The following is a 7,369-nucleotide window of genomic DNA, read 5'->3' as shown; positions in this document are numbered from 1 at the left end:
TTGTCGTAACAGACCATGGACATCGTCGTATCACGAGTCGATAACTTTCTATCACGGCAGAGTAACGACGATCAAGAGTGCGTAGGCCAATCCGGAGGACATGTTGCGGATATAGTTGCAGGTCGGAGCTTTTTACAGGAATGATTTAAGCCATCTTCGAGCCGCCCTCGAGTCGTCGCGGTCGATCGACGTCGGGAGGGGATGGCGGCATCATATGGCGCGTTGGATCGATTGATGGCGGGGTGAACCTCAGGGCGTAGACATATACAGGATGAAAGGGTAATGTTATTATTCGATGGTTCCGGTGGACATCGGCTTCCTGGCGATTTTTGGTCGATAGCATTTGCGCGGCGCACTAGCGCCGCCGGCTCGGTGTTCGTCCAACACCCGTGCGCGCAAACTATGCAGACAGGCGAACGAATCCATGACAATAGTTGACGAGAATGCCAGCTCTAGCGGCGCCATCGGATGTCTCGCAGCGATTCCGACGGTCACGCTCAACGACGACGTGATGATGCCGGTGCTTGGCCTCGGTGTCGCCAAGTTGTCCGACGAGGAGACCGAGAGTTCGGTGCTCGCCGCGTTGGAGGCCGGTTGCCGGCTCATTGACACCGCCGCCTCATACGGAAACGAAGAAGCGGTCGGTCGCGCGATAGCCGCTTCGGGCGTCCCCCGCGAGGAGCTGTTCGTCACCACCAAGCTGGGGACGTCGATGCAGGGCTTCCACACCGCCCAAGAGTCTTGCAAAGCCAGTCTGGATCGGCTCGGCCTCGATTACCTCGACCTCTACCTGATCCACTGGCCGGCCCCGAAGCTCGGTAAGTACGTGGAGAGTTTCCAGGGCATGATGCAGGCTCGAGAGCACGGCCACGTCCGGTCGATCGGCGTGGCAAACTTCACCGAAGATCTGCTGGAGACGGTCATCGGGGAAACCGCCCAAGTGCCCGCCGTGAACCAGGTCGAGCTGCACCCGCGGTTGAATCAGGCCGAGCTGCGACAGGCCCACGCCGAGCGCGACGTCGTGACACAGTCCTACAGCCCGTTGGGCGTCGGCAGACTGATCGACGAACCGACCGTCGCCTCGGTCGCCGCCGAGTACGGCCGCACCCCCGCGCAGGTGCTGGTCCGGTGGAACCTGCAATTGGACAACGTCGTGATCTCCCGGTCGTCCAAGCCGGAACATGTCACCGAGAACCTCGAAGTCTTCGATTTCAGTTTGGCGTCCGAGCACATGGAGGCCATCGAAGCGTTGCACGACGGCACCCGGGTGCTCCACGACCCGATGACATTCATGGGAACCTAGCTATGGCCGTGACAAGCGGCCACGACCCTAAGGAAGGAGCTCGCAACAGTTCGAGACTGGACCACAGGTCGAAGCCAGAGCCCCGATGCCGGGTCGTCCAACCGCTCACAAGTAGCGGCCACGCATTCTAGGGGCGTTAGCATGCCACCGATTACGTCTTAACCGAAGCCCCCCCAATTCAGCGGCCCACCGCGGGCCCACTTTCCACGGGTTGGGGCGCGGCCCCAGTGGTTCTGACTACGAAACTTAAGAGAGTAGGGCTGACGTGAAATTCACCAAATTCGGCAAGACAGGGCTCGAAGTTTCCCGGTTGGCGTTTGGCACCTGGGAGTTCTCCAGCGACTGGGGCCATGCGGACGAAGACGCCGCGATCACCATGATCCGCCGGGCCCGCGATCTTGGCATCAACTTTTTCGACACCGCACAGCAGTACGGTTTCGGGCAGTCGGAGCGAGTCCTGGGCAAGGCGCTGGGCGACGAGCTCAAGCAAGCCCGCGACGAGATCGTCATCGCCACCAAGGGCGGGCTGCGCGCCACCGACAACGGCCTGGTCCGCGATGCCAGCCCGGAATGGCTCCGCAGCGGCGTTGAGTCCAGCCTGAGCGCACTGGGAATCGACTACATCGACGTGTATCTGGTGCACTGGCCCGATCCCAAGCTCCCGGCATCCGAAACCGCCGGAGCGCTCGCGGAACTGGCCGCGGAGGGAAAAATCCGACATGTGGGCGTCTCGAACTACAACATCGAACAGGTGAAAGAATTTTCGGCCACGCTGCCGGTGGAAGTGGTGCAGCCGCCCTACCACATGTTTCGCCGCGGCATCGAGGACACGCTGCTGCCCTATTGCCGCGCACACGACGTTGGGGTGATGGTGTACGGGCCGTTGGCGCACGGTTTGCTGACGGGAACGGTCAAACCCGACACCAAGTTCGCGCCCGAGGATTGGCGCGCCAAAAGCGGTGTGTTCAGCGGCGAAAGCCTGGCGCACAACCTGCCCGTGGTGACGGAACTTCAGCATCTGGCCGCCGATCTCGGCGCGACGGTCAGCCAGTTAGCCATTGCCTGGGCCATCGCCCGACCGGGTGTCGACGTCGCCATCGTCGGCGCGCAGCACATCACCTACCTACATGACAGTGTCGGCGCGGCCGACGTCACGCTGACCGACGCAGACCTCGCCGCCATCGACAAGATCTTGACCGCGGCATCGCCCGTTGGTGGGCCGTACCCGGAAATGCACGCAGAAGTGCACTGAGAGTGACCAACCGGGTCCGCGCTCAGCAGTCTGATCCCGACCGACGATCGGAAACCGTAAACCTGGCGGACTATCGGCGATTTCGTTTCGCTTCAGAAACGGGCCGACTCTGAAAGTCAACAGTACGGAAGTACGATGTGAGCGACGGTGCGTCAATTCGAGATGTACACCGGGTTCAACTGTTGGTGATTACCTCGCTCGACGAACAACGTACTTGTCGATCAACGTGGTTTACATCGGTGAAACCCCAGTTCAAGGCGAGTACGGACTAGAGAGGTTGGTGCAGGTAGTGCCGATTATCGAGCAGGTCGGGGCCCGCGAAATCCTTGATTCCCGTGGCAACCCGACGGTCGAGGTCGAGGTGGCCTTGATCGACGGGACGTTCGCGCGGGCCGCAGTTCCGTCTGGCGCATCGACCGGCGAGCACGAGGCCGTCGAGCTGCGCGATGGTGGCGACCGTTACGGCGGCAAGGGCGTCAAGAAGGCCGTGCAGGCGGTGCTCGATGAAATCGCGCCGGCGGTGATCGGTCTGAACGCCGACGACCAGCGGTTGGTCGATCAGGCGCTGCTGGACCTCGACGGCACCCCGGACAAGTCCCGCCTCGGTGCCAACGCGATCCTCGGCGTATCCTTGGCCGTGGCCAAGTCGGCCGCCGATTCCGCCGCGTTGCCGCTGTTTCGCTACCTGGGCGGACCGAACGCGCACATTCTGCCGGTGCCGATGATGAACATCCTCAACGGCGGCGCCCACGCCGACACCGCGGTCGACATCCAGGAATTCATGGTCGCTCCGATCGGCGCGCCGAGTTTCCACGAGGCACTGCGCTGGGGCGCCGAGGTCTACCACGCCCTGAAATCGGCGCTCAAGAAGCAGGGGCTGTCCACTGCGCTGGGAGACGAGGGCGGGTTCGCGCCTGACGTGCCGGGAACCAAAGCCGCGCTTGACATCATCAGCCAGGCCATCGAGTCCACCGGTTTCAAACTGGGCGCGGACGTGGCGCTGGCACTCGATGCCGCGGCGACCGAGTTCTACACCGAAGGCACCGGCTACCAGTTCGAGAAGAAGACCAGGACCGCCGACGAGATGGCCCAATTTTACGCCCAGCTGCTCGACTCCTACCCCCTGGTATCCATCGAGGATCCACTGTCCGAAGACGATTGGGACGGCTGGGTGGCGCTGACGACGGCGATCGGTGACCGGGTGCAGATCGTTGGTGACGACCTGTTCGTCACCAATCCCGAACGCCTGGAAGAAGGCATCGACAAGGGCGCGGCAAATGCCTTGCTGGTCAAGGTCAACCAGATCGGCACGCTCACCGAAACGCTCGATGCGGTCGCGCTGGCCCACCACAGCGGCTACCGGACAATGATGAGCCACCGCAGCGGCGAGACGGAGGACACCACAATCGCCGACCTGGCGGTGGCGGTGGGCAGCGGCCAGATCAAAACCGGTGCCCCGGCTCGCAGCGAACGGGTGGCGAAGTACAACCAGCTGCTGCGCATCGAAGAAGCTCTCGGCGACGCCGGCCGCTACGCTGGCGACCTGGCGTTCCCCAGGTACACCCCGTAGCACCGACATTCGCCACAGCTGATGCCCGAATCAAAACGACCAGAACCGAAGCGGCGCTCACCGGCGTCGCGTCCGGGTCGGGCCGGCGTTTCGGTGGCCGGCCGGCCGCGAAAGTCGACGGCGGCCCGTCGCGGACCGACGGCGTCGCCCCGGGCGATGCCCGAGGTGGTCGAACCGATCAGACAGGCGATCGCCGAATCGGCCGAGCAGCGCTCAGATCAGCGGTTGGGTCTGACGGCGCGACGGGCGGCCATCCTGGCGACCGTAGTCTGCATCCTGACGCTCACGATCGCCGGCCCGGTCCGCACCTATTTCGCGCAGCGAACCGAGATGAAGCAACTGGCTGCCTCCGAAGCTGCACTGCGTCAACAGATCTCCGATCTCGAGCAGCAGAAGGGGAAACTCGGCGATCCTGCGTTCATCGCGGCGCAGGCCCGCGAACGCCTCGGCTTCGTCATGCCGGGCGAGATCCCCTATCAGATTCAGCTGCCTGCGGGTGCGGCTCGGCCCGCCGATCCTGGGTCGCAGCCGAAAACCGCTGTCAGCAGCGATCCCTGGTACACCTCGCTGTGGCACACCATCGCCGACAGTCCGCACGGGCCACCAGCGCCAGCCAATCCCAGGCCACCCAATCCCCAGCAACCCGGCCCGCTGCCGCCCGGTGGTTGATCCCGTCGACCTCGAGGCCGTCGCCCGTCAGCTCGGTCGCGAGCCGCGTGGCGTCCTTGACATCGCTTACCGATGCCCCAACGGTGAGCCGGCCGTGGTGACGACATCGCCGAAACTGCCTGACGGAACGCCATTTCCGACGTTGTACTATCTCACGCATCCGACACTGACTGCCGCCGCGAGCGGGCTGGAGACCACCGGGCTGATGCGAGAGATGACCGAGCGGCTGCAGTCCGATCCCGAGTTGGCCGCCGCCTACCGGCGCGCCCACGAGTCGTACCTGGCCGAGCGGGATGCCATCGAGCCGCTGGGTACGACGTTCTCCGGCGGCGGTATGCCCGAGCGGGTCAAGTGCCTGCACGTGCTGATCGCGCACTCGCTGGCGAAGGGCCGAGGTGCCAACCCATTCGGCGACGAAGCCCTGGCAGTGCTGGCCGTCGAGCCGGTGATGACCGGGATCCTCAGACCGGGGGAGTGGATATGACGCGACGGCGACGATGCAGAGCGCGCAGCGCGACGAGAAGGAGCGGCGCCATATGACGCGACTTGCCGCAATCGACTGTGGTACCAACTCGATTCGGTTGCTGATCGCCGACGCGTCCGGTGGGCGGCTGACCGACGTGCACCGCGAAATGCGTATCGTGCGGCTCGGTCAGGGCGTGGACGCTACCGGCCAATTCGCGCCGGAAGCGTTGCAGCGCACCCGCTCTGCGCTGATGGACTACGCCGCGTTGTGCGTGTCTCATGGCGTCGGCCGAGTACGCATGGTTGCGACGTCAGCCACCCGAGACGCCGGCAATCGTGACGTTTTCTTTGCGATGACGGCCGATGTGCTCGGCGCCGTCGAGGCTGGCGCCGTTGCCGAGGTGATTACCGGAACTGCGGAAGCCGAGCTGTCGTTCCGGGGTGCTGTCAACGAATTGGATTCCACGGCAGGGCCATTCGTCATCGTTGATCTGGGCGGCGGGTCGACCGAGGTGGTGTTGGGCACCGACTCGGTGACGGCCAGTTTCTCAGCCGACATCGGCTGTGTGCGATTGACGGAGCGCTGCCTGCACTCCGATCCTCCGACGATCGACGAGGTGGCGGCGGCTCGCGAGGTGGTGCGCGGACGGCTTGGCGAGGCGCTGGGTATCGTCCCGGTGGAGCGGGCCCGCACCTGGGTCGGGGTGGCGGGAACGATGACGACGGTCGCCGCTCTCGCGCAGGATATGACGACGTATGACGCAGCGGCCATTCACCTTTCGCGAGTCGGCACGGATCGGTTGCTGAGGGTGTGCGACGAGTTGATCACCATGCCGCGCGCCGCTCGGGCAGCGCTGGGACCCATGCACCAGGGACGGGTCGACGTGATCGGTGGCGGGGCCATCGTCATCGAGGAGTTGGCGATCGCGCTTCGCGATCGCGCCGGCATCGAGGAGTTGACGGTCAGCGAGCACGACATCTTGGACGGTATCGCGCTGTCGATCGCCGACTGACCTACTGTCCGAACGAGATCTGCAGCAATTGCTTTTTCTGCGCGTTGTATTCCTGTTCGGTCAGCCGTCCCTCGTCGCGAAGTTTGGCAATGTCGCGGATCGCGGCGGCGACCCCGGTCATCACGGTCCGCGGAGCGGGCACAGCCTCGCTCTGGGCGGCTGCATCGGTGCCTGGGCCGCGTGCCATCAGACGTGCACCCGTCACCGCCTTGCCGTTTTCCGCAGCGGCGGCGGGAGCCGGAGGGCCCGCCATGGCCTGTCCGGCCATGCCGCCAATCCCCATCTGGTTGAAGGTGTTTGCGGCACCGGCTTCCAACGGTGCCGACGCGGTGATCCCGGCGGTATTCATCGGCGAAACCATGGCCACGGAACGTATCTCCGGGGCGGCGACGGTCCAGTTCGACGGCACTGACAACCTGCCGACGGTGTTCGCCTCGCCTAGACCCGCCGACACGGCCGGGCCCGGATTGGTGAAGACCGCCGGGAATTCGGTGACCGGCGCCGGTCCGGTACCCGGCCAGATCTCCTCCCCGTTCCAGCCGCTGACCGTGTCGTCCTCGTGGAAGCTGACCTGGTTGGCGCCAATGGCGAACGGTATGTCCACCGGCCCGGCCAGAATCGTCAGCGGCATCAGGACACCAAAGAATGACACCTGGGTCGGTGTCGTGAGGAAAACGTTGATCAGGTCGGCCACGAGGTCCAGTGGGGTCACGGTGGACGACGAGGCTGCCGGCGTCGCCGTCGCGAGGCTTTGCAGCGCGTTGGGCACCGCGGAAAATACCTGCGGGATACTCGAGGCGATACTTTGTGCATTGCCCGCAGGTGTACTCACGGCTTGGCTGACCGCGGCCGCTTGACTAGCCGTCCCAGCCGGATCGGTGTTCTCATCTGGAGAGCTGAACGGCGGGAGCGCGGTCGCGGCTGCCGACGAACCGGCGTAGGTGTACATGGCGACGGCGTCCTGGCCCCACATCTCGGCGTAGTGGGCTTCGGTCGCCGCGATCGCCGGCGTGTTCTGGCCGAGGAAGTTCGTCGCCACCAGCGCCGCGAGCATGCTCCGGTTGGCCGCGATCACCGCCGGCGGCACCGTCAAGGCG

At 64.7% G+C, this 7,369-nt stretch carries 7 protein-coding genes; 6 read left to right on the top strand and 1 reads right to left on the bottom strand.

What is annotated here, in order from left to right; translation table 11 throughout:
- The first annotated feature begins 424 nt into the window (after positions 1 to 424).
- From AC2VOU_RS15920 to AC2VOU_RS15895, 6 genes are all read left to right on the top strand, one after another.
- Positions 425 to 1,303, top strand: coding sequence for an aldo/keto reductase (locus AC2VOU_RS15920; protein WP_486958243.1), 879 nt, complete (start codon positions 425 to 427; stop codon positions 1,301 to 1,303).
- 265 nt (positions 1,304 to 1,568) lie between these two features.
- Positions 1,569 to 2,555 (top strand): aldo/keto reductase, encoded by a 987-nt coding sequence (locus AC2VOU_RS15915; RefSeq protein WP_486958242.1) that lies wholly within the window; start codon positions 1,569 to 1,571, stop codon positions 2,553 to 2,555.
- A gap of 289 nt (positions 2,556 to 2,844) precedes the next feature.
- Positions 2,845 to 4,125 carry a phosphopyruvate hydratase gene (gene eno / locus AC2VOU_RS15910; RefSeq protein WP_486958241.1) on the top strand — a complete coding sequence of 427 codons (1,281 nt, stop codon included), beginning with the start codon at positions 2,845 to 2,847 and terminating at the stop codon, positions 4,123 to 4,125.
- A 21-nt stretch (positions 4,126 to 4,146) separates the two neighbouring features.
- Positions 4,147 to 4,794: an FtsB family cell division protein gene (locus AC2VOU_RS15905; RefSeq protein WP_486958240.1), complete on the top strand. Its 648-nt coding sequence runs from the start codon at positions 4,147 to 4,149 to the stop codon at positions 4,792 to 4,794.
- On the top strand, positions 4,787 to 5,278 hold the full coding sequence (locus AC2VOU_RS15900; RefSeq protein WP_486958239.1) for a DUF501 domain-containing protein: 492 nt from the start codon (positions 4,787 to 4,789) through the stop codon (positions 5,276 to 5,278). Before AC2VOU_RS15905 ends, AC2VOU_RS15900 begins: the two co-directional genes overlap by 8 nt.
- A 52-nt stretch (positions 5,279 to 5,330) precedes the next feature.
- Entirely contained in the window at positions 5,331 to 6,272 is a 942-nt protein-coding gene (locus AC2VOU_RS15895) for a Ppx/GppA phosphatase family protein (RefSeq protein WP_486958238.1), read from the top strand.
- A 1-nt stretch (position 6,273) separates the two neighbouring features.
- On the opposite strand, the gene AC2VOU_RS15890 is transcribed toward AC2VOU_RS15895, so the two are convergent.
- A partial coding sequence (locus AC2VOU_RS15890) for a PPE family protein, SVP subgroup (protein WP_486958237.1) occupies positions 6,274 to 7,369 on the bottom strand: 1,096 nt, incomplete at its 5' end.

The sequence above is a fragment of the Mycobacterium sp. TH-M25 genome (assembly GCF_057473665.1).
This window is presented reverse-complemented; position numbering and strand designations above follow the sequence as displayed.

Coding starts and splice junctions, on each gene's coding strand:
- AC2VOU_RS15905 (WP_486958240.1), top strand. CDS start 4,147: ATGCCCGAATCAAAACGACCAGAACCGAAGCGGCGCTCACCGGCGTCG.
- AC2VOU_RS15895 (WP_486958238.1), top strand. CDS start 5,331: ATGACGCGACTTGCCGCAATCGACTGTGGTACCAACTCGATTCGGTTG.
- AC2VOU_RS15920 (WP_486958243.1), top strand. CDS start 425: ATGACAATAGTTGACGAGAATGCCAGCTCTAGCGGCGCCATCGGATGT.